General features: G+C 63.4%; 21 protein-coding genes. 13 read left to right on the top strand and 8 right to left on the bottom strand.

Annotation, left to right across the window (positions count from 1 at the left end; all coding sequences use genetic code 11):
* The first annotated feature begins 34 nt into the window (after positions 1-34).
* The 7 genes from FIU86_RS11440 (at position 35) to rpmG (ending at position 8,456) form a co-directional block, all read left to right on the top strand.
* Complete coding sequence (locus FIU86_RS11440; RefSeq protein WP_152475203.1) at positions 35-964, top strand: glycine--tRNA ligase subunit alpha; 930 nt, start codon at positions 35-37, stop codon at positions 962-964.
* Positions 965-986: 22 nt separating this feature from the next.
* Entirely contained in the window at positions 987-1,517 is a 531-nt protein-coding gene (locus tag FIU86_RS11435; RefSeq protein ID WP_152475202.1) for a DUF6446 family protein, read from the top strand.
* 62 nt (positions 1,518-1,579) lie between these two features.
* Positions 1,580-2,452, top strand: a complete 873-nt coding sequence (locus FIU86_RS11430) for a DUF1206 domain-containing protein (protein WP_152475201.1) — start codon at positions 1,580-1,582, stop codon at positions 2,450-2,452.
* Positions 2,453-2,530: 78 nt separating this feature from the next.
* On the top strand, positions 2,531-4,783 hold the full coding sequence (gene glyS / locus FIU86_RS11425; RefSeq protein WP_152475200.1) for a glycine--tRNA ligase subunit beta: 2,253 nt from the start codon (positions 2,531-2,533) through the stop codon (positions 4,781-4,783).
* Positions 4,784-4,868: 85 nt separating this feature from the next.
* Positions 4,869-7,409 (top strand): putative PEP-binding protein, encoded by a 2,541-nt coding sequence (locus FIU86_RS11420; protein WP_152475199.1) that lies wholly within the window; start codon positions 4,869-4,871, stop codon positions 7,407-7,409.
* A gap of 168 nt (positions 7,410-7,577) precedes the next feature.
* The gene (locus tag FIU86_RS11415) at positions 7,578-8,186 is read left to right on the top strand and encodes a cell wall hydrolase (RefSeq protein ID WP_254703810.1); all 609 of its coding nucleotides are present in this window, start codon (positions 7,578-7,580) and stop codon (positions 8,184-8,186) included.
* A gap of 102 nt (positions 8,187-8,288) precedes the next feature.
* Positions 8,289-8,456, top strand: coding sequence for a 50S ribosomal protein L33 (gene rpmG, locus FIU86_RS11410; protein ID WP_050927593.1), 168 nt, complete (start codon positions 8,289-8,291; stop codon positions 8,454-8,456).
* A 228-nt stretch (positions 8,457-8,684) separates the two neighbouring features.
* Here rpmG and FIU86_RS11405 read toward each other — a convergent pair whose 3' ends face one another.
* Positions 8,685-9,404 (bottom strand): Bax inhibitor-1/YccA family protein, encoded by a 720-nt coding sequence (locus tag FIU86_RS11405; protein WP_152475197.1) that lies wholly within the window; start codon positions 9,402-9,404, stop codon positions 8,685-8,687.
* Positions 9,405-9,527: 123 nt separating this feature from the next.
* Positions 9,528-9,725 (bottom strand): DUF1127 domain-containing protein, encoded by a 198-nt coding sequence (locus tag FIU86_RS11400; RefSeq protein ID WP_152475196.1) that lies wholly within the window; start codon positions 9,723-9,725, stop codon positions 9,528-9,530.
* Positions 9,726-9,850: 125 nt separating this feature from the next.
* Here FIU86_RS11400 and FIU86_RS11395 point away from each other — a divergent pair, with 125 nt between their 5' ends.
* Positions 9,851-10,723 carry a LysR family transcriptional regulator gene (locus tag FIU86_RS11395; protein ID WP_152475195.1) on the top strand — a complete coding sequence of 291 codons (873 nt, stop codon included), beginning with the start codon at positions 9,851-9,853 and terminating at the stop codon, positions 10,721-10,723.
* A gap of 10 nt (positions 10,724-10,733) precedes the next feature.
* Here the strand turns inward: FIU86_RS11395 and FIU86_RS11390 are convergent, their stop codons facing one another.
* Entirely contained in the window at positions 10,734-11,696 is a 963-nt protein-coding gene (locus tag FIU86_RS11390) for an NADPH:quinone oxidoreductase family protein (protein WP_152475194.1), read from the bottom strand.
* A 301-nt stretch (positions 11,697-11,997) separates the two neighbouring features.
* On the opposite strand from FIU86_RS11390, the gene FIU86_RS11385 reads away from it, so the two are divergent.
* The 5 genes from FIU86_RS11385 to FIU86_RS11365 all read left to right on the top strand — a co-directional run bounded on the left by FIU86_RS11385 (position 11,998) and on the right by FIU86_RS11365 (position 16,194).
* Positions 11,998-12,369, top strand: a complete 372-nt coding sequence (locus FIU86_RS11385) for a helix-turn-helix domain-containing protein (protein ID WP_152475193.1) — start codon at positions 11,998-12,000, stop codon at positions 12,367-12,369.
* A gap of 52 nt (positions 12,370-12,421) precedes the next feature.
* Positions 12,422-13,222 (top strand): inositol monophosphatase family protein, encoded by an 801-nt coding sequence (locus tag FIU86_RS11380; RefSeq protein WP_152475192.1) that lies wholly within the window; start codon positions 12,422-12,424, stop codon positions 13,220-13,222.
* 41 nt (positions 13,223-13,263) lie between these two features.
* Positions 13,264-13,713 carry a CAP domain-containing protein gene (locus FIU86_RS11375; RefSeq protein WP_152475191.1) on the top strand — a complete coding sequence of 150 codons (450 nt, stop codon included), beginning with the start codon at positions 13,264-13,266 and terminating at the stop codon, positions 13,711-13,713.
* Between the two features lie 186 nt (positions 13,714-13,899).
* Positions 13,900-15,129, top strand: a complete 1,230-nt coding sequence (locus FIU86_RS11370) for an acyl-CoA dehydrogenase family protein (RefSeq protein ID WP_152475190.1) — start codon at positions 13,900-13,902, stop codon at positions 15,127-15,129.
* Between the two features lie 159 nt (positions 15,130-15,288).
* Positions 15,289-16,194: a DMT family transporter gene (locus tag FIU86_RS11365; RefSeq protein ID WP_254703808.1), complete on the top strand. Its 906-nt coding sequence runs from the start codon at positions 15,289-15,291 to the stop codon at positions 16,192-16,194.
* A 147-nt stretch (positions 16,195-16,341) separates the two neighbouring features.
* Here the strand turns inward: FIU86_RS11365 and FIU86_RS11360 are convergent, their stop codons facing one another.
* The 5 genes from FIU86_RS11360 to betI form a co-directional block, all read right to left on the bottom strand.
* A complete protein-coding gene (locus tag FIU86_RS11360; protein WP_152475189.1) occupies positions 16,342-16,578 on the bottom strand; it encodes a YdcH family protein in 237 nt (78 codons plus the stop codon).
* Positions 16,579-16,668: 90 nt separating this feature from the next.
* Entirely contained in the window at positions 16,669-18,324 is a 1,656-nt protein-coding gene (gene betA / locus FIU86_RS11355) for a choline dehydrogenase (RefSeq protein ID WP_152475188.1), read from the bottom strand.
* A 106-nt stretch (positions 18,325-18,430) separates the two neighbouring features.
* A complete protein-coding gene (locus FIU86_RS11350; protein WP_254703807.1) occupies positions 18,431-19,081 on the bottom strand; it encodes a glutathione S-transferase family protein in 651 nt (216 codons plus the stop codon).
* A complete protein-coding gene (gene betC / locus FIU86_RS11345; protein WP_152475187.1) occupies positions 19,078-20,592 on the bottom strand; it encodes a choline-sulfatase in 1,515 nt (504 codons plus the stop codon). The genes FIU86_RS11350 and betC overlap by 4 nt, the downstream gene beginning before the upstream one ends.
* Positions 20,589-21,179 carry a transcriptional regulator BetI gene (gene betI, locus FIU86_RS11340; protein ID WP_216647175.1) on the bottom strand — a complete coding sequence of 197 codons (591 nt, stop codon included), beginning with the start codon at positions 21,177-21,179 and terminating at the stop codon, positions 20,589-20,591. The genes betC and betI overlap by 4 nt, the downstream gene beginning before the upstream one ends.
* Positions 21,180-21,381: the final 202 nt, after the last annotated feature.

Raw genomic sequence — 21,381 nt, 5'->3', positions numbered from 1 at the left:
CGAAGACCACGAGGGGCGACCCGGAGGACATTCCATGAGCGACAGCATTGGCAAACCGCGGTCATTCCAGGAAATCATCCTGCGTTTGCAGGCCTATTGGGCCGTGAAGGGCTGTGCCGTGATGCAGCCCTATGACATGGAAGTGGGGGCGGGGACCTTCCACCCGGCCACGACACTGCGCTCGCTGGGATCGCGCGCCTGGGCCGCCGCCTATGTTCAGCCGTCACGCCGGCCCACCGACGGGCGCTACGGCGAAAGCCCCAACAGGTTGCAGCATTATTACCAGTACCAGGTGCTGATCAAACCCAGCCCGCCGGACCTGCAGGCGCTGTACCTCGGCAGTCTTGAAGCCATCGGCATCGACATGGAGATGCACGATATCCGCTTTGTCGAGGATGACTGGGAAAGCCCGACGCTGGGCGCGTGGGGCCTTGGCTGGGAAGTCTGGTGCGACGGGATGGAAGTCAGCCAGTTCACCTATTTCCAGCAGGTGGGCGGGCATGATTGTCACCCAGTCTCGGGCGAGCTGACCTACGGGCTTGAGCGGCTGGCGATGTACGTTCTGGGCGTCGACCATGTGATGGACATGCCCTTCAACGACCCCGACGCGCCCATCGCGCTAAGCTATGGTGACGTGTTCTTGGAGGCCGAGGCGCAATTCGCGCGGTGGAACTTCGACGTGGCGGACACCGACGTGCTGTTGCGTCATTTCGTCGAGGCAGAAGCCGAGTGCGACCGCATCCTGAACGAGCCCGAGCTGGACCCCAAGACCGGTCGTCGGATCGTCATGGCGCTGCCCGCCTATGATCAGTGCATCAAGGCCAGTCATATCTTCAACCTGCTGGATGCGCGCGGCGCGATCAGCGTGACCGAGCGGCAGGCCTATATCGGGCGTGTCCGGGCGTTGGCCAAGAAATGCGCCGATGCGTACGTGCTGACCGCCGATGGCGGCTTTGCCGCGTGAGTACGGGCGCGGAGGGCGGCTGATGGGTAAGGTCATCGGGATCGGGATTGTCATGATTGCACTCTTGGCCGGGGCGGCCATGTATTACCTGCAGGTCTACCACTTCTACGAGCCGGTCGAGGCGACGGGCACCGATGACGTGCGCATGGTGAACTTGGCCACCGGGGAGCCCGAGCCGGTTCTGTATGACAATTTCGAAGCGATCGACGCCAGCAGCAGCCCGATCCGCTATCGTGCCTGTTTCACCACCGAGATGAGCCAGGCAATGCTGACCGAGACCTATGAGATGTATGAGGGCGCCGAGCCGCTGACCGCGCCGGGATGGTTCGACTGTTTCAATGCGGAAGTCATTGCCGATGAACTTGAAACGGGCACCGCGCTGGCTTTTCTTGGTGAGAAGAATATCGGTTACGGGATCGACCGGATCGTGGTCGTCACCGAGGACGGGCGCGGCTATGTCTGGCACGAGCTGAACGAATGCGGTGACAAGGCTTACGATGGCACCGTTGTAGGCGAGGAATGCCCGCCGCGTGAAGATAATCCAGATAATTAAGGAACTTTAGACCGGCCTCGCACGCTGTCCTAGCAACGCCCAACAGCAGCGGAGGACGCGTTATGGCCGATCAGAGAGCACCCGACTGGGTCATTCCGATGATGCGGGCGGGTTATTCCGCTCGCGGGCTGGTCTATCTCATTCTTGGCGGCTTGACGATGTCGGCTGCCTTTTGGGGCGGCAACACCGAGGGCACCAAGGGTGCGCTACAAACCTTGCGCGATGCGCCGTTCGGCCAGATCTTGCTTTGGCTCGTAGCCTTCGGGTTTGTCTGTTATGGCATCTGGCGCTTTATTGCGGCCTATTTCGATCTGGAAAATCGTGGCGACGAGGAAAAGGGCATGTTCCAGCGGCTTGCGCTGGTCTTGACCGGGTTGATCCACGTTGGTCTCGGTGTGGCGATGGCCTCGCTGGCGCTGGGCGTCGGCGGCAGCTCGGGCGGCGGTGGCGCATCGGACTGGACCGCAAAGATCCTGCAGATGCCCGGTGGCAAGTGGATTGCAGGGGTCGCCGCGCTGGGCATCCTGGGCGCGGGCGTCCATTACGTGATCAAGGGCTGGAAAAAGAAGTACAAACGGTACATTCAGAACAACGAGAAGACGCAAAAGCTTGAACCGCTGTTGCGCTGGGGCTTCGTCAGCTACGGCATCGTTCTGGCCATCGTGGGCGTTTTCCTCGGCTTTGCGGCGATGAATTCCGATCCGTCCTCTGCGATGGGCGTGGGCGGTGCCCTCGAATACATCCGTGGGTTGACCGGTGGTCGGGTTCTGCTGGGTGTGATCGCACTGGGGATCATCGGTTTCGGCATCGAGAATTTCGTGGAGGCGCGGTACCGGATCGTGCCGGGTGTCGGCCACAGCAGCGACATACGGAGCATGGCGCAAGCCGCCAAGGCAAGAGCCAAGACCGAGGCGCGCAGCGTTACCGCCAGCTAATCGCACTCTATCGGCTTGCCGCGCCGCGGCAGGCCCGTTAAGCACCGGGACGTTGACCCAAGACGTTCCGGTGACATCATGCCCGACCTTCTGATCGAACTTTTCTCCGAGGAAATCCCGGCCAGGATGCAGGCACGGGCTTGCGAGGACTTGAAAAAGCGGATGACCGACGGGCTGGTCGAGGCGGGCCTGACCTATGCAGGGGCCGCGGCCTTTGCCACGCCGCGGCGGCTGACATTGGCGCTGGAAGGACTGCTCTCGGAGAGCCCGACATTGCACGAAGAGCGCAAGGGGCCGCGCGTGGATGCGCCAGAGAAAGCCATTGAAGGTTTCCTACGCGGTGCTGGCGTGGCGCGTGAGGACCTTGAGGTGCGCGACGAGAAGAAGGGGCAGGTCTACTTCGCGACCATCACCAAGCCGGGCCGCCCGGCGTCCGAGATCGTGGCCGAAGTGCTGGACGACACGATCCGCAATTTCCCTTGGCCCAAGTCGATGCGCTGGGGCGCGGGCAGCCTGCGCTGGGTGCGGCCCTTGCATTCGATCCTGTGCATCCTCACCGACGACGCCGGCGAGGCGCAGGTCGTGCCGCTGGACGTTGACGGCATCAAGACGGGTGACACCACCGAGGGGCACAGGTTCATGGCGCAGGGGCGCTTTTCAGTCACGTCTTTCGAGGATTACGCGGCGAAGCTCAAGCGTGCTCATGTGGTACTAAATCCCGAGGAACGCGCCGGCCACATCTGGCAGGAGGCCACGAACCTGGCCTTTGCTCGTGGCCTTGACGTGGTCGCGGACAAGGGGTTGTTGCAAGAGGTCGCGGGGCTGGTGGAATGGCCCGTGCCACTGATGGGCGAGATTGGGGCGGAGTTTCTGGACCTGCCGCCCGAGGTGCTCCAATCCTCGATGAAGGAGCATCAGAAGTTCTTTTCGGTGCGCAATCCCAAGACGGGTCGGATCGAGCAATTCGTGACCGTGGCCAACCGTGAAACGGCCGATCAGGGCGCGACGATCCTTGCGGGCAACCAAAAGGTGCTGGCCGCGCGTTTGGCGGATGCCAAGTTCTTTTGGGAAAATGATCTGCGCATTGCGAAAGAGGGCATGGGGCCGTGGCTGGAAAGCCTGGAGAACGTGACCTTCCACAACAAGCTGGGCAGCCAGGCTGAGCGGATCGCCCGCATTGCGGCCTTGGCGCGGGAGATCGCGCCGGTGGTGGGCGCCGATCCTGATCTGGCGGAACAGGCGGCGAAGGTGGCGAAGGCCGATCTGAGTTCCGAGATGGTCTACGAGTTCCCCGAATTGCAAGGGATCATGGGGCGGTATTACGCGGCCGAGGCCGGGTTGTCCGAGGATGTTGCGGCGGCCTGCGAAGAGCATTACGCGCCGCTTGGCCCGTCTGACGCGGTGCCGTCGCGCCCGGTCTCGGTGACCGTTGCGCTGGCGGACAAACTGGACACGCTGGCCGGGTTCTGGGCGATTGATGAGAAGCCGACGGGGTCGAAGGATCCGTACGCGCTGCGTCGCGCGGCACTCGGGGTGATCCGGCTGGTGTTGGACAACAACCTGCGCATCAGGCTGGACCGGTTCATTGATGCGCAGCTTTTGCGGCATAAGATCAAGCTGAATGCCGGGAACGCCAGCCCCGACGAGATCGACACGCTGGAAGAGGTGCTGGACGAAATCGCCGATCACGGCGTCTTCGGCGCGGCCTTTCACGCGGTGATCGACCGGGTCAAGGCGAAAGACGACAAGGACCTGCCGGAGGATGGTGTTCTGCGCACAGTCGGGGCGCTGGTGCCGGACCTGAGCACCGACCTTCTTGCGTTTTTCCATGATCGGCTGAAGGTCTACCTGCGCGATCAGGGGCTGCGGCATGATGTGATCGATGCCTGCCTGACGCTGGCCGGTGGGGACGATTTCACGTTGATCGTGTCCCGTGCGCGCGCGCTGCAGGACGTCCTGCAGACCGAGGACGGCGAGAACCTCGTGCAGGGGTTCAAGCGGGCCAACAACATCCTGACGCAGGCCGAGGAGAAGGACGGCGTCGAGTATTCCTTTGGCGCCGATCCAAAGTTTGCCGAGGACGACACCGAAAAAGCCTTGTTCGCGGCCTTGCAGGATGCGGAAAAAAGCATCGCCGCTGCGGAGCAGGATGAGGATTTCGCCCGCGCCATGGGCGCTATGGCCGCGTTGCGCGAGCCTATCGACGCATTCTTCGAGGCGCTGCAGATCAACTCCGACAACGAGATCTTGCGGCGCAACCGTCTGAACATGCTGCACTCTATCCGCCAGATCTGTCTTCAGGCGGCGGATTTACGACGGCTGGAAGGATAATAGGGCAAACCGTAGCGGGGCACTCGACAGGTCTTGCCTAATAGTTTGGCTTGCGTATTCTGCGGGCCAGAAAAGGATTGCCGCAGTGCAGCAGGGCCCTGAACATATCACGCCGATCACACCCGATGCGCCGATTGCCATAGCAACGCATGGCGGGCGGGCGAAATGCCTTCAGCGGCTGGTGCGGCTGGACCTGCCGGTGCCGCGTACCGTTGCCTTGTCTTTCGAAGCGGTCAGGTGTGTCGCGGATGGCGAAGTGCCTGACATGGCGTCCTTGCTGGACCCGTTCGGCGAGTTGCCGGTGCTGTGCGTGCGGCCTTCGTCCGAAGACCCCGACTGGGGAGGGCCAGGGGCGGTTCTGAATATCGGGATGAACGACGCGCGGTTCGTCGACTTGTCCGAGCGGATCGGTAAACCGGCTGCGGCGCGTCTGTACGTGCGCTTCGTACAGGCCTACGCGGTCCATGTGGCGCGCGCCGATCCGGACATGTTCGACTCGCTGGACGACGATCCGGTCAAGGCGGTGGGCCAGGCATTGGTTGCCTATGAGGAAGAAGTCGAGGAAGAATTCCCACAGGATGCTAAGGTGCAACTGTTGGGCGTGCTGCGTTCGATGGCGCGGGCGTGGCAGGGCACCACGGCGCGGCTTTTGCGGCAGGCCAAGGGGGCGCCTGCGGATGCGGGGCTGGGCCTCGTGGTGCAGGAAATGGCGCTGGGGCTGGGCGAGGGCGAATGTGGCTCTGGCGTCATGCAACTGGTGGACAGCGTCACCGGCGATCGGCGCTGCACCGGGCGCTACCTGAGTCAGAGCCAGGGGCGCGAGGCGCTGAAGGCCAGCAAGGAGGCGCTGTTCCTGCAGAAGGACCCGCGCGGTCCTTCGTTGGAAGAGCTGGCACCTGAGGCCTTTGAGCGTCTGAAGCAATGCACAAAGCTTATGCGCGAGAAGCTGTGCGAGGAAATGCAGGCCGAGTTCACCATCGAGAATGGCGAAGTCTACCTGCTGGACGGGGTACGCGTGGCCCGCAATGCCCGCGCTGCGGTTGCCATCGCCGTGTCGCTGGCCGAGGACGGCATTATCAGCCGTGAGGAGGCGTTGATGCGGATCGAGCCTCGGGCCTTGAATGAACTTCTGCACCGCCAGATCGATCCGGAGGTGAAACGGGACGTCTATGCGCGCGGTATCGCCGCCAGCCCCGGCGCGGCCACCGGCAAGATCGTGTTTAGCGCCGAGGACGCGCAGGCGGCGGATTCTCGGGGTGAGGCAGCGATCCTTGTGCGGCGCGAGACCAGCCCCGAGGACATTCGCGGGATGCACGCCGCCGCAGGCGTTCTGACCGAGCGGGGCGGGATCACCAGCCATGCCGCCGTGATCGGGCGGGGTATCGGCAAACCCTGCGTTGTGGGCGCATCCGAGATCACCTTTCAGATCAAACGCAAGCGGTTGGTCTTTCCCGACGGGCGCAGCCTGCAGGCCGGGGATCAGATTACAATCGACGGAACCAGCGGCGAGGTACTGGCCGGCGAGCCGCGCCTGCTGGAAGCCGCGCGGGACGAGTCGTTCAAGACGCTGATGAGTTGGGCGGACGATTTGCGCGATATCGAGGTGCGCGCCAATGCCGACACACAGGCCGATGCCGAACTGGCGCTGACCTTCAAGGCGCAGGGGATCGGGCTGTGCCGGACCGAGCACATGTTTGTCGAACCCAGCCGCCTTGTGGCGATGCGGGAGATGATCTTTGCGGATACCAGCGAGGACCGCGCCTCGGCGCTGGAGGTCTTGCTGCCGATGCAAAGGGCGGATTTCATAGACCTGTTCCGTATCATGTCCGGCATGCCGGTCTGCATTCGCCTGTTCGACCCGCCGCTTCATGAATACCTGCCGGCAGACCGCGAGGGCATACGCGAGCTTGCGGACGCGCTGGACCTGCCGGTGGCTGATGTGACCGAGCGCGTCGAGTCGATGGGTGAATACAACCCGATGCTGGGCATGCGGGGCGTGCGGCTCGGCATCGCAGTGCCCGAGATCTACGAGATGCAGGCCCGCGCGATCTTCGAGGCGACGGTAGCCGCCAGCCACGAGAGTGACCCGGTCGTGCCTGAAGTCATGATTCCGCTGGTGTCGGCGATGCGCGAGGTCGAACTCGTGCGCGAGAATGTCGACAATGTCGCGGATGCTGTGCGCCGCGAGACCGGACGCGATTTCACCTATCGTTTGGGTGTCATGGTCGAGACCCCGCGCGCCGCGCTGCGGGCCGCCGAGATTGCGCCGCATGTGTCGTTCCTTAGCTTCGGGACAAACGACCTGACGCAGATGACCTATGGCCTCAGCCGTGATGACGCGGGCCGGTTCATGTCGCATTACGTGCAGCAGGGCGTATACCCCGAAGATCCGTTCCACGTGCTGGACGTGGACGGCGTGGGCGAGTTGCTGGAGATTGGCGCACGGCGTGGCCGTGAGGTTGCCCCGGATCTGACCTTGTCGATCTGCGGCGAACACGGGGGCAATCCCGAATCGATAGCCTTCTGCCGGACGGCGGGATTCGACTATGTGTCCTGTTCACCGTTCCGGGTTCCGGTGGCGCGACTAGCTGCCGCACAATTGGCCGTTAAGGACAAGATCGGGTAGCGGCCCGGCAAGTTTTCGCCATATCTGCCGTAGAACCGCTCATCCATGACCCGCTGGTGGCGCCTGCATAGCTGCGTTGCATGGGGGTGGGCTGGACTCGTGTTGGCGTTTTATGTACCTCCCGCGACTTGACGGGCCCGTAGGGTCTTTTTTTGAAGGAGGCGATCCTTGAGAAACCTCGCGATAGCTTTGACGATGTTGCTTGGAACGGCTGCTGCGGCCGAGCAGGACATCAACCGTTTGTACGCGCACGAGAACCGCGTGTTGAGCTCTATCCCCGAAGATATGGTGGCGCGATACATGCAGCGCCCGGGCGTCGACGTCACCTATTCACGCGACTGGTTGGCGGCGCAATCCGCCCAGACCGGCGGCAAGCAGTGGCGTTGCCTTGCCGAGGCGCTTTACCACGAAGCGCGCGGCGAAAGCGTGAAGGGCCAGTTCGCAGTGGCCGAGGTCATTCTGAACCGTGTCGACAGCGCCCGTTTCCCCGACTCGATCTGCGGGGTCGTGCACCAGGGGACTGGGCGGAAGTACCAGTGCCAGTTCACCTACACCTGCGACGGCTACAGCGACCGGATCAACGAGAAGCGCGCCTTCGAACGGGCGGGTAAGGTGGCGTACCTGATGGTCAAAGGCGCCAAGCGCCAATTGACCGACGGAGCGACGCATTACCATACCAAGGCGGTGAGCCCGAAATGGTCGCGTACCTTCGCCCGAACGACCACTATCGGGGTTCATCACTTCTACCGTATGCCGACGCGCGTAAGCTCGAACTGAGGCGCGGAGAATCCGGTTGACATGCAGGCCCGCCCGTATAAAAGGCGGGCTTCATGACGAATTTCGCGGGGTGGCTGACACCTCGCCGCAGGAGAGACAAACATGGCGAAGCCGACCACAATCAAGATCCGCCTGAACTCGACCGCCGGCACGGGCCACTTCTATGTGACGAAGAAGAACGCCCGCACCATGACCGAGAAGATGTCGGTGCGCAAATATGACCCCGTCGCGCGCAAGCATGTCGAGTACAAGGAAGGCAAGATCAAGTAGGATCCGCCTGACCGTAATGCTAAAAGGGCCGTGCCGTCTGGCGCGGCCTTTTGCTTTGATAGGATGTGTCTGCGGTGCGTTTTCAAGCTTGAGCGAATTGATCCCGACCGTGAGGTCCCGGGTCGAGCCCGGGACGGGAACCGCAGACTTCGGCATTCTGTTGTTTGGGCAAAAGAAAAGGGCCGGTCGCAAGGACCGGCCCTATGTCTGTTAACTAGGTATCGATGCTTACTCGCGCTGACCCAGCAGGTTCAGCAGCATCATGAACATGTTGATGAAGTCCAGGTAGAGCCGCAGGGCACCCATGATGGCAGCCTTTCCAAGCCACTCGGTATCGCCATGGTGGGCATGTGCCAGGTACTCGTTCTTGATCGACTGCGTGTCATACGCCGTCAGGCCCGCAAAGATCAGCACACCTATGGCCGAAATCGCGAACATGATCGCGGGCGACCCGATGAAGATGTTGATGATCGATGCCACGATAAGGCCGATCACGCCCATGATTAGGAAGCTGCCCCAGCCGGAAATGTCCTTCTTGGTGGTGTAGCCCCAGAGCGACAGGCCCGCGAAAGCAATCGACGTCACAAGGAAGATCTGCGCGATGGAGAAGTCCGTGAAGACAACGAAAATGTACGAGATCGACACGCCCATGACGGCCGAGAACGCGTAGAAGAAGAGTTGTGCCGCGGCGGCCGAGAGCTTGTTGATCACGGCGCCGAAGGCGAAGACCATGATCAGCGGCGCAAACATGACGACGTAGCGCGTAAAGCCGGTGAACAAAGTCTCCATCATCGCCGCGTTGTTGCCCACGGCCCATGCAGCCGCAAAGGTCAGCAACATGCCGATCGACATGGTCGCATAGACCTTGTTCATGTGGGCGCGCAAGCCTTCGTCGATCGCGGCGGTACGCGCACCAGTCCCAGTCCGGATCGTTTCGAATTCAGCCATTCAAGCCTCCGATAAGTGTCCCATTTCAAACCCTGCGAGGGGTTTGCACTGAATATCGGGTGCCAGACGCACTTTTTCAAGCGAATCCGGATGGAAACCGCGCGGAAACAGTTGGTTCATATCTTAGCGACGCGAGATGTCCCAGAAAGGCCGGCGCGCCTCGGTGTCCGCCTCTTCGCGGGTGACACCTATGTCGTCCAGCGCATGATCGTCGAGCCGGGCCAGCGCGCGACGTTGGCGATAAAGGTCCAACGCGTCAAACAGGCTTGGCCGGGGGGCGGTGCGAAATTGACCGTGGCGGCGGCGCGAGAGGGTGGGCATTGCAATCTCCTTTCAGATTCTGTGATGAAGCGCGGCGCTTCATGATTGGTGTTGATGTAAGTGACATGTGTGGTAGCATTTTGACAATGAATGTTTGGCGGAATATACATCAAGGAGTTTGATGAATGCGGAATCTGGACGTAACCACCTTGCGGTCCTTCCTGGAAGTCGCCGAGCAGGGCGGTGTCACGCGCGCCGCGCAGGTGCTGAACCTGACGCAATCGGCGGTGTCCATGCAGCTCAAGCGGTTGGAAGAGATGCTGGGAATCGAACTGCTTGACCGCAGCAACAGGCGGATTGCATTGACAGCCTCTGGCGAGCAGCTTTTGACCTATGCGCGGCGGATCGTTGACCTTAATGACGAGGCGGTGGGGCGACTGTCGGACGAGATCTACGAGGGCCAGCTGACCTTGGGTGTTCCGCACGACATCGTCTATCCCGTGGTCCCCCGCGTGTTGAAGACGTTCAGCGGAATCTTTCCGCGCGTGAACGTGGCGCTGAAATCCTCCAGCACGATGCGCTTGCACGAGGCGCTGAAAAAGGGCGAGGTCGATCTGATTCTGACGACCGAGAAGGCGCTGACGCCCGGCGGCGAGACCCTGACGGAAATGCCGCTCAAATGGGTCGGTGCCTTGGGTGGGCAGGCGTGGCGGAAACGGCCACTGCGCCTTGGCTTCTGCAATGTCTGCATCTTCCGGGCCACGGTGTTGCGCAGTCTTGATGCGGCGGGCATCGATTGGGAACTGGCTATCGAGTCGGACGAGGACCGCTCGGTCGAAGCGCTGATCAGCGCCGACCTGGCAGTGGGCGCCTTGCTGGAAACCAGCATTCCGCCACACCAGGAGGCGATCAACGCGCAAGGGGCTTTGCCGGACCTGGGATATCACCAGATCAACATGTACGGGGCGGCGAACCGCGACGACATCACGCGTCAACTGGCGGATCTTTTGCGCCAAGGGTTCCGCGCGGCCACGCCGACGCTTTTGCGTCAGGCGTGACCTCGATGGCCTAGTCCATCGTGACGACGACCTTGCCGGTGGACTTGCGCGTGCGCATCAGGTCCAGACCCTCCTGAGCATTCTCGAGCGGAAGGACGTGGCTGATATGAGGTTTCAGGCGACCTTCGGTGTACCAGTCGAACAGGCGCTTCAGACTGTCCGTCACCACCTGAGGTCGGAAGCCGAGATACCCGCCCCAGTAGAGCCCTTGTACCGAGATGTTCTTGACCAGCAGGTGGTTGGCAGGGATCTTGGGCACGTCGCCGCTGGCGAACCCGATGGTCAGGATGCGGGCCTCGGGGCGGCAGGCGCGCATGGCAGACTTGAACTGGTCCCCGCCGACCGGATCATAGACCACGTCGACACCGCCCAAGGCGCGACACGCCTCGCGGATATCGTCGGTTTCCGCGTCGATCAGGTGATCGGCGCCCGCGTGCTGCGCGACCTTGAGCTTGTCGGCGCCGCGGGCACAGGCGACCACCGTCGCGCCCATCAACTTACCGATCTCCACCGCCGTCAGGCCGACGCCGCCGGCGGCGCCCAGCACCAGAAGCGTTTCACCCGGTTGCAGCCGCGCCTTGTGGTCCAGCGCCACATGGCTGGTGCCATAGGCGATCTGGAACGCGGCAGCATCGGTAAAGCTCATTGCGTCAGGTAGGGAAACGGCGCGATCGGCCGGGAAACACCCGTATTCGGCGAGCCCGCCCTGGCCGCCGAAGACCGCGACACGGCTGCCTACCGCAGGGCCGTCGACCCCGTCGCCGAGCGCCTCGATCGTGCCGGCCACTTCCATGCCAAGGGTAAAGGGGAGAGGGGGCGTGTCCTGATATTCGCCTTTCAACATGAGCAGATCGGCGAAATTCAACCCGCAAGCTCTGATGCGGATACCGATTTCGCCCGCACCGGGAGCCGGGCGCGCAACTTCTTTCAGGGTTGCGGTTGTATCATGCGAATCGATACGGAACGCGCGCATTGCCAGCCTCCTTAGATGAAAACCGGGACTGGCCCGGCACTTCGATCGGATAAACGATTACCGGAATATATGTCAAATTGCCTCCACTGGTTGTATCGACCCTATACGAAAGCAGTATCTACTCGTTTAGATTGTAGGTATAAGGGACCGATCCCTTATTCGGGGTGCAATACTTCTTGCTATACAGAATCCTGCCGCTTACTTTCTCATCAGTGTCGCTGGGATGCGCGGCCGGATTTTTGTGAACACCTGGCCGCGGTTCCATTGGAGCTCGTGCAGGAACATGAGGAAAGGACTACCCATGCCGCACCCCGTAGACGTGCATGTCGGAAAACGAATTCGCCACCGGCGCTGGCTTGTCGGCATGACGCAGCAGCAGCTTGCCGAAAGCGTGGGAATCAAATTTCAGCAGATCCAGAAGTACGAAACCGGCGCGAACCGCGTCAGCGCATCGCGTCTTTGGGACATTGCCGATGCTCTGGATGTGGAGGTCAGCTTTTTCTTCGAAGGGCTCGACCAGGAGAACGGAGACAGGGACAGCGTCGATATGATACCGGCGGATCTTTTGGGCGACAAGGAAGCGCTTGACCTGATCCGGTCGTATTACGCCATTCCGGAAAATCAGCGCCGCCGCCTTTTTGACCTCGCCAGGGTTCTGAGCGACGTTGCTTGAGAAGATCTGACAAGCCATCTATCTGTGCCGCGTGATCTGAGGCGAGAGCAGGATGGCTTGCAGTAAACTAGAAATCGTTAAGACCGCGCACGCGATGGCTGATGCCGCGCGGGGCGTGATCTTGCCATTGTTCCGTGCCGACGGGATGGATGTCGAGAACAAGGCCGATCCGCTTGCGGGCTATGACCCCGTCACCGCTGCCGACAAGGCAGCGGAGACGGTGATGCGCACCGTGCTGGCGGAACGTCGGCCAGACGATGGCATCCTGGGAGAGGAATTTGGCGCCCGACAGGGCACAACCGGGCTGACATGGGTGCTGGATCCGATTGACGGGACACGCGCTTTCGTGGCCGGAGCGCCGACCTGGGGCGTGCTGATCGCGGTCTCGGACGACACCGGCCCAGTCTATGGCCTGGTTGACCAGCCCTATATCGCGGAGCGGTTTGAGGGCGGGTTTGGCCGCGCCGTCATGACCGGCCCGCAGGGTGAACGGAGGCTGAGGACACGGGGCAATCGCCCATTGGCCGAAGCCACGGTTTTCACGACTTTCCCCGAGGTGGGGACGCAGGCCGAAGGGGACGCGTTTCGCGCGGTAGCAGACCAGACGCGACTGACGCGCTATGGTCTGGATTGTTATGCCTACGCGCTGGTGGCCGGCGGTTACGTCGACCTGGTGATCGAGGCGGGGCTCAATGCCTATGACATCCAGGCCCCGATCGCCGTGATCGAGGCCGCGGGCGGGATCGTGACCGACTGGTCCGGTGGTCCGGCGCATGGCGGGGGCCGTGTCGTGGCCGCCGCGGGTCGGCAGCAGCACGAGGCAGCTCTGGACATCCTCGGGCAGTTTTTGTGATGCCGCTAGCTCTGTACGGCAGGTCGCGCTAGGGTCGCGTCATGCGACTGCACGCGATCCTTCTGGCAAGCCTGATCGCCCTGGCCCCATTGGCCGCTGAGGGACAGGACGTGGCCAACCGTGGCCAGGCCGCCTTGGCCTGGATCAACGCCTTCCGCGCCAAGGAAGGCCGGGCGCCGCTCAAAGTTTCGCGCAGTTTGACCCGCGCCGCAGCAGCCCATGCGGCGGATATGGCCCGCAAAGGGTATTTCAGCCATAGCGGATCGGACGGCAGCAGCATCGCGGACCGCGCGCGGCGCGCTGGCTATCGCTTTTGTTTCATTGCGGAAAACATCGCCAAGGGGCAGCGGGACGTAAACGGTGTCCTGATCGGTTGGGAGGCCTCGACCGGGCACCGCAATAATATGCTGGCACGCGAAGCGGACCATGTCGCGCTGGTCGAGGCGCCTGGGCGGATCTGGGTGATGATGTTGGGTCGCGACGGGTGTTAGGGTGCGCGCCGCTTTTAGCCTCGGGACTGGCCGGACACACGCCACGACAAAAGTAGTTGGTCGCTTGGCAAGCCTCTAGATATGCCAAGATTGCATTGGATTTACGCGCATTTGGCGGACGAGGCTGGACCATGACGGGGTGGCGTGGCATCACGGCGATGCAGCCGCGACCGGGGAGAGACCGCCATGAATTTCGAGATCAGACCACACATTGCCGACCTGCTTGACCAGGTGCGCACCATGGTCCGGGATGTCATTATACCAATGGAGGCCCCGTATCACGACGAGATCGGGAAGGGCGATCGCTGGACATATACCGAGCGTCAGGCCGAGATTCTCGAAGGGTTGAAACAGCAGGCCAAGGCGGCGGGGCTGTGGAATTTCTGGCTGACCGATGGCGAGGGTGGCGCGGGGCTGAGCACGGTCGAATACGCTTATTTTGCCGAGGAAATCGGCAAGACGCCGATGGCGGCGGAGGTGTTCAACTGCAACGCGCCCGACACCGGCAACATGGAGGTGTTCCAGAAATACGGCACCGACGAGATGAAGTCGCGGTGGCTGGTGCCTTTGCTGGAGGGGGACATCCGGTCTGCCTACCTGATGACGGAACCCGACGTGGCGAGTTCGGACGCGACGAACATCTCGTTGAGCTGTGTGCGGGACGGGAACGACTATGTTCTGAACGGCGAGAAATGGTGGGCGACGGGGGCGGGCGACCCGCGCTGCGCGGTCTATATCGTGATGGCCAAGACTGGTGATGACGACATGCCAAAGCATCAGCGGCATTCGATGATCGTGGTGCCTGCCGATACGCAAGGCATTGAAAAACTTAGACCAATGACGGTTTACGGCGCGGACGATGCGCCGCATGGGCACATGCATTTCCGCTTCGCCGATGTGCGGGTTCCAGCCGAGAACATGCTGCTGGGCGAAGGGCGTGGCTTCGAGATTGCGCAGGGGCGGCTTGGGCCGGGGCGCATCCACCACTGCATGCGCGCCATCGGGCAGGCCGAGGCGGCGCTGGAACTGATGTGCCGCCGCGCCTTGCAACGTGAAGCCTTTGGCAAGCCGCTGGCGCAGTTGGGGGCGAATTTCGATTACATCGCCGAGGCCCGGATGGAGATCGAGCAGGCGCGGCTCTTGTGCCTGAAAGCGGCCTGGATGATGGACCAGGGCGACGCGCGTGCGGCGGCGCCTTGGATCAGCCAGATCAAGGTCGTGGCGCCGAAGGTGGCGCTGAAGGTCGTGGACGAGGCCGTCCAGATGTTCGGCGCGCAGGGGATCAGTCAGGACACGCCGCTGGCGGCGATGTGGACGCACCTGCGCACCCTGCGGCTGGCGGACGGGCCGGACGCGGTGCATCGGCGGCAGGTGGCGCGGGCGGAACTGCGCAAGTATACGCAAGAGAAGATCTGAGCGCCTGCCGCGCCGCCGGGCGCAAAATTTTTTCGAAAAAATTTTGCCACCGCGACAACGCGTGCCTTGGCGCAATCGTGGCAGGCCGAGGTTAACGGCCTGTGAAACGCGCGTGCTTTTGCGCTCGACATCCCGGAGCGGCGGAGGCTTTATGCGGCCATGAGTTCAGAGTTGAATGCGCGGCCCGGCTGGGGTGTTTTCTGGATGGTCGTGACCGGTGTGCTGTTCGTCGGCGTGACCGCCATGGTCAAGCTTCTGGGCACCCGCATCCCCGCACCCGAGGCGGCGTTCCTGCGCTATGTGCTGGGCCTGATCTTCCTGTTGCCGATGCTGGGCATGCTGAGCCGGTTGCGGCTGGATCGTGGTACATGGGGCCTGATCGCGGCGCGGGGCATCGCGCATTCGGCCGGGGTGGGGTTGTGGTTCTTTGCCATGGCGCGCATCCCCATCGCGGATGTCACGGCGATGAACTACCTTTCGCCGATCTACGTGACGCTGGGTGCGGCGTTGTTTTTGGGCGAAAAGCTGGCCTTGCGGCGGGTCGTGGCGATCCTCGTGGCGCTGTGCGGGGCGCTGATCATCCTGCGGCCGGGCTTTCGCGAATTGCAAACGGGGCATTTCGCCATGTTGTTCACGGCGGTCGCTTTTGGCGGGTCGTACCTGCTGGCCAAAATGCTGTCCGAGCGGTGCAGTCCGGGGCTGGTCGTGGCGATGCTGTCGATCACCGTGACGATCGGGCTGGCGCCTTTGGCGCTGAGCAACTGGGTGACGCCAACGCCTTGGGAACTGACGATTTTGATGGGCGTGGCGGCCTTTGCCACGGGCGGGCATTACACCATGACGCTGGCGTTTCGCGCGGCCCCGCTGGCGGTGACGCAGCCGGTGACGTTCTTGCAGCTTGTCTGGGCGGTGCTGTTGGGCGTGACCTTTTTCGCGGAACCCTTTGATCCGTGGGTGATTTTGGGCGGGCTGGTGATCGTGGGGTCGGTCAGCTTCATAAGTTGGCGCGAGGCGGTGTTGAAGCGCCGCGCGCTCACGCCGGCGGCGCATCAGACAAAGTTCTGAATCACTTGGTTAATGTCGACAGGACCCCCGAAAACGGCATGTCGGTATCGCGTCGGTATCCGGGTGGTATCGCGACGGTGCGATTTTTCGCGCGTGGCGGCCTTACCGCACCGGGCGGCGCGGTAAGGTGCGGGTCATGCTTGCGTGTCAGGCCGTGAGCATCGCGTAGAGCTCGTCCTTCAGCCGGGCGCGCTCCTTGCGCATGTCCGTCTCGGCGGCGGGCGAGACCGGGGTCACGTTGGTTTCCGCCGCGTGGACCTGCCGATTGACCGCGTGGTAGTCGTCCATCAGCCGGGCGAAATGCGCGTCCGAGGTTTTCAGCGCCGTGATGCGGTCGGCCATGTCGGGGAATTCTTCATGCAGCTCGTGCGGGGTGTGTGACATCCGGGGTCCTCCTTGGTGTTCGCGTGTCGAAGGAGAGGTTAGGCGCACGCAGACGCGCGCACCTTGATGCGGATCAAACCGGCGCGGCTATCAGCGTTGGGCGGTCTGCCAGTCGGGGTGGATCCAGGCCTGGGCATTGTCTGCCGGAAGCGAGCGGTCGAGGACGTGATCGGCCATCTTCTCGCCCACCATGATCGAGGGCGCGTTGAGGTTGCCGTTGGGGATGCGCGGGAAGACCGAGCTGTCGGCGACGCGCAGGCCCTCGACGCCGATCACGCGGCCCTCGGGGTCCACGACGCTGCGAAGATCGTCCGCGCGCCCCATGCGGCAGGTGCCGCAGGGGTGATAGGCGCTTTCGGCATGTTCGCGGATGAAATCGTCGAGCTGGTCATCGGATTGCGCCGCGTCGCCCGGTTGGATTTCGTGCTTGGCAAAGGGTTTGAACGCGTCCTGGGCGAAGACCTCGCGCGTGAGGCGGATGGCGCGGCGGAAATCCTGCCAGTCGCTGTCGCAGCTCATGTAATTAAAGAAGATCTTCGGCGGCGCGGTGGGGTCGCCAGAGTTGAGCGTGACGTGCCCGCGGCTCTCAGAGCGCATGGGGCCGACATGGGCCTGGTAGCCGTGGCCTTCGGCCGCCGCCTGGCCGTCATAGCGCACGGCGATGGGCAGGAAGTGAAATTGCAGGTCGGGGTAATCGACGCCCGCCGCAGAGCGGATGAAGCCGCATGATTCGAACTGGTTGGTGGCGCCGGGGCCGGTCTTGCCCAGAAGCCAGGTGAGGCCGACGAGCGCCTTGCCGGGCAGGTTCCAGTATTTGTAGAGGCTGACCGGCTGGGAGGCGGCCATCTGGACGTAGACTTCGAGGTGGTCCTGCAGGTTCGCGCCGACGCCGGGGCGGTCGGCGATGACGTCGATGCCGTGTTCGGCGAGATGCGCGGCGGGGCCGATGCCCGACAGCATCAGGAGTTTGGGGGAGTTGAAGGCGGAGGCGGAGAGGACCACCTCGGCATTCGCGCGGATGATCTCCTGCCGGCCCTTGCGGGTGACCTCGACGCCGATGGCGCGGCCCTCCTCGAACACGACGCGGGCGGCGAGGCCGCGGATGACGTCGCATTTGCCGGTCTTGAGCGCGGGCTTGAGATAGGCGTTGGCGGCGGACCAGCGCTGGCCCTTGTGGACGGTCATCTCGAACGGGGCGAAACCTTCCTGCTGTTCGCCGTTATAGTCGGGTGTGATCGGATAGCCCGCTTGCCCGCCCGCCTCGATGAAAGCGCGGGTGAGGGGGTTGGCCATCTGGCCACGGGTGACGTGCAGGGGGCCGTCATGGCCGCGCCAGTCGGGGTCGCCGCCATGGCCCGCGTCGGTCCAGTTTTCCAGTCGTTTGTAGTAGGGCAGCACGTCGGCATAGCCCCAGCCGGCGGCGCCTTCGTCGCGCCAGTGGTCGAAATCGCGGGCATGGCCGCGCACATAGACCATGCCGTTGATCGAGGACGAGCCGCCAATGACCTTGCCACGCGGGGCGGCGAGGCGGCGATTGCCCAAGTGGGGTTCCGGCTCGGTGCGGTAGCCCCAGTCGTACATCTTCATGTTCATCGGGTAGCTGAGCGCGCCGGGCATCTGGATGAAGGGGCCGGCATCGGTGCCGCCGTGTTCGATCACGAGCACGGAGTGGCCGGCCTCGGAGAGGCGGTAGGCCATGGCGCAACCGGCGCTGCCAGCACCGACGATGACGTAATCGGCTTGCATCAGGAACCTCCGAAGCTTGGGAAGCCGGGGAGGGGGGCGCTGCCCCCCACGTCGAAACGGTGTTTCGACGCTCCCCCCGGGATATTTATGGCCAGAGGAAGAGGCATCAGGCGCCCTCCACCCGCAGGGCGTCGTAGGGGACCATGACGTGGGTCTGGTAGGCGGGGCGCTGGGCGAGGCGGTCGTAATAGGCCTCGACCGTCGGGTTTGCGGCGCGGGGGACGTCGATGGTGAACCAGCGGTAGAGCAGGTGGCCGGCGACGATGTCGGCGGCGGTGAAGTGGTCGCCGCAGATGTAGGGCTGTGCGTCGAGCTGGTCGGCGAGGCGCGCAAGGTGGCCGTCGAAGGCGGTGATGGCGGCAGCGAGGCGGGCTTCGTCGCGGTCGGCAGCGGGGGGGCGGACGCGGGGCCAGAAAATCGGGTGGGTGAAGCCCGCCGCCAGCGTGGTCTTGGCCCATTCGGCCCACATGTCGACGGGCGCGCGGAAGGCGGGGTCGGCGGGCCAGAAGGCGCCGCCGTCGCCGTAGCGCGACGCGAGGTAGCGCAGGATGGCGGTGCTTTCCCAGACGTTGAGGTCGCCGTCGCGCAAGACGGGGACCTTGCGGTGCGGGTTCATGGCGCCGAATTCGGGCGTGTCGAGGCCGCCGTGGTCGTGGCCATAGTCGAGCCGCTCGCAGTCGAGGCCAAGCTCGGCGAGGGTCCACATGACCAGTTGCACGTTGGAGGAGGTGGCGCGGCCATAGACGGTGAGCATCATTCGCCCCTCGGGTAGCGGGCGTTTTCCTCGACCACGTTGAGGTCCATGTGGTTGCGCATGTAGCGCTCGGAGGCCTTTTGCAGCGGCTGGTAATCCCACGGGTAGTAGCCGCCCTGGCGCAGCGCCTCGTAGACGACCCAGCGGCGGGCCTGGCTTTCGCGGACCTGGGCGTCGAACGACTCGAGGTCCCAGCGGGCGGCGGCCTCGACGCGGAAGCGCTCCAAGGTGGCCTTGTGCGCGGGGTCCTCGGCCAGGTTGGTGAGTTCCAGTGGGTCAGTGTCGAGGTCGAAGAGTTGCTCGGGGTCGAGGGCGCAGTTGGTGTATTTCCAGTTATCGTGCCGCAGGGCGACGAGCGGCGAATAGGAAGCCTCGGCGGCGTATTCCATCGCCACGGGGCTTTTGCGGGTAGCGCCCTGGCCGGATGGCACGAGGCTTTCGCCGGCGACCCAGGGCATGACCTCGGACATGTCGACACCGGCGAGGTCGCAGAGCGTGGGGCAGACGTCGATATTGCTGACGGGCTCGGTGACGAGGCCGGGTTCCATCTTGGGGGCAGAGATCATCAGGGGCACGCGCGACGAGCCCTCGAAGAAGGACATCTTGAACCACAGGCCCCGCTCGCCCAGCATGTCGCCGTGATCGGAGACGAAAAGGATGATGGTATTATCCTCTTGCCTTGTGCCGCGCAGGGCCTCCATCACCTCGCCGATCTTGTCGTCGAGATAGGAGATGTTGGCGAAACAGGCGCGGCGGGAGCGGCGGATGTCCTCTTCGGTGATATCAAAGCTGCGCCAGTCATTGGCGTCGAAGATGCGCTGCGAATGGGGGTCGTGGTCGTCGTAATCCATCGCGGGGACTTCGGGCAGGAGGTGCTCGCAGCCCTCGTAGAGGTCCCAGTATTTGCGGCGCGCGACGTAAGGATCGTGCGGGTGGGTGAAGCTGACCGTCATGCACCACGGGCGGTCATCCTTGCCGCGCCCGTAGTCATAGACCTTGCGGGTGGCGTGGTAGGCGACCTCGTCGTCGTATTCCATCTGGTTGGAAATCTCGGCCACGCCCGAGCCGGTGACAGAGCCCATGTTGTGATACCACCAGTCGATCCGTTCGCCCGGTTTGCGATAGTCGGGCGTCCAGCCGAAATCGGCGGGGTAGATGTCGGTGGTCAGGCGTTCCTCGAACCCGTGAAGCTGGTCGGGGCCGACGAAATGCATCTTGCCCGAGAGGCAGGTCTGGTAGCCGGCGCGGCGCAGGTGGTGGGCATAGGTGGGAATGTCGGCGGAGAACTCGGCCGCGTTATCGTAGACGCGGGAGCGCGAGGGCAGAAGGCCGGACATGTAGCTGGCGCGGCCCGGCGCGCAGAGCGGAGAGGCGGTGTAGGCGTTCTTGAAGCGCGTGGACCGCTCGGCCAGCGCCTTGAGGTTGGGCGCGTGCAGCCAGTCGGCGGGGCCGTCCGGGAAGAGCTTTCCGTTCAGCTGGTCGACCATGAAGATGAGGATGTTGGGACGTGTCATGTTGGGGCGCCTTCCGGGAAAGAGGTGTCGATGTAGTGCAACAGCACACCGATGGCGGTTTCGCCCGAGAGCGGCGCGCTGTGCAGCGCCTGCCGGATATAAAGACCGTCGATCATCGCGGCCAGACCGCGCGTGAGGGTGCGGGCCTCTTCCGCCGGGGCAAGCTGGCGGAAGGCGTGGTGCAGGTTCGAGCGCAGGCGGCGGTGGTAGACTTGCAGGAGGCGCCGCGCCTCGTCGGATTTCTGGGCCTGGACGTAGAAGTTGAGCCAGGCGGCGATCATCTCGTCGCGGAACTGGCCCGGGGCGAAGCTGGCGCGGACGATGGCCTCGAGCCGCTGGCGGGGCGTCTTGGCCATGATGAGCGCGCCGCGCACCTCGGCCCCGTAGAGGGTGAGGATGTGGCGCATTGCGGCGGCGAAGATCTGTTCCTTGGAGCCGAAATAGTGATGCGCGAGCGCCGAGGACATGCCGGCGCGCCGCGCGATCTGGCTGACGGTGACGTCGAGCGAGCCGCGCGCCCCGATCTCGTGGATCGTGGCTTCGACCAGCGCGGAGCGTCGTATCGGTTCCATTCCGATCTTGGGCAACTCGTCCTCCTTGAATGACAGCCCCATGCGGTATTGAGTTTTGATTGACTCGTCAATCAATAAACGTATTGTCTGCGTCAGCGGGGATAGGGATCGAGAACGGGATGGGCCGCGCTTTCGCGTTGCACGTGGTCGCACGTGGCGTCTATGGTTGCTGCAATGTCGTTTTTTGACATCCCGGGCCGACGCGAGGTGCCGTGCC

This window comes from Roseovarius sp. THAF9, assembly GCF_009363715.1.
Classification (GTDB): Bacteria; Pseudomonadota; Alphaproteobacteria; order Rhodobacterales; family Rhodobacteraceae; genus Roseovarius.
The sequence above is the reverse complement of the archived record's forward strand: the minus strand, read 5'-3'. Positions and strand labels throughout refer to the sequence as shown.